Annotated in this window: 1 pseudogene; it reads left to right on the top strand. The window is 49.1% G+C overall.

From position 1 onward, the window contains the following. The first annotated feature begins 65 nt into the window (after positions 1–65). Positions 66–962 (top strand): annotated as a pseudogene (locus V7676_RS18640) (IS481 family transposase). The last annotated feature ends 40 nt before the right edge of the window (positions 963–1,002 follow it).

Genomic DNA, 1,002 nt, shown 5'->3' with positions numbered 1-1,002 from the left:
TGTAGATATGTAGGGACTCGTGAGACATCTTCTGTAAAATTCTGATGCAGGAAGGAGATGATCGAATGACCAAGGACGACGAACGCGAAGTACAGCGTAAATTACGGATATTGCAGCACGCAGAGAAGATAGGGCATGTTGCCAAGACGTGCCGTTATTTTGGCATTGGCCGGGCCAGCTTTTACAGATGGAAGTCAGCCTATGAACGCGATGGTAAAGATGGCCTGGTCAATGCCAAAACCATTCCTAAAAATCCGCCTAACCAGACACCGCCTGAAGTGGCAGAAAAGGTGCTTCATCTGCGCCGCAAATATCACCTCGGACCAGAGCGTATCATGTGGTATCTCGCACGCTATCACGGCATCAAACTGTCCGATGCAACAATATACCGAATACTCAAACGCAATGGCCTAAATCGGCTGCCGCGCGGAACGCGCCTTCGCAAGGTTCACACCAAGCGCTACAATAAACAGGTTCCCGGACACCATATCCAGATGGATGTTAAGTTCCTGACTTTTATCGGAAAGAAGGGCGAGAAGATACGCCGCTTTCAATATACGGCAATCGATGATGCAACGCGGGTAAGGGCATTGAAGGTCTACAAAAAACATACACAAGCCAATGCGATCGACTTCGTCGATCACATCATCGACAAGTTCCCCTTCCGTATACGCGAAATCAGAACCGACAATGGCCACGAGTTCTAGGCCAAGTTCCATTGGCACGTCGAAGATCTGGGCATCCGACATGCCTATATCAAACGCGGTACCCCGCAACTGAACGGCAAAGTGGAACGATCTCACCGCTCTGACCAGCAGGAATTTTATCAGCTGCTAAGCTATAAAGGCGACGTCGATCTGGACGCAAAACTCGACCAATGGGAACACTTCTACAACTTCCACAGACCGCATGACGCATTCAACGGAAAAACACCTTACGAAGCTCTTCGGGAAAAGCTATAACGCTATGAAGTGAATGTCTCACCAGTCACCCGATGTTACA

The sequence above is a fragment of the Parasphingorhabdus sp. genome (assembly GCF_036963805.1).
In the GTDB taxonomy this organism is placed as follows: Bacteria; Pseudomonadota; Alphaproteobacteria; order Sphingomonadales; family Sphingomonadaceae; genus Parasphingorhabdus.
This window is presented reverse-complemented; position numbering and strand designations above follow the sequence as displayed.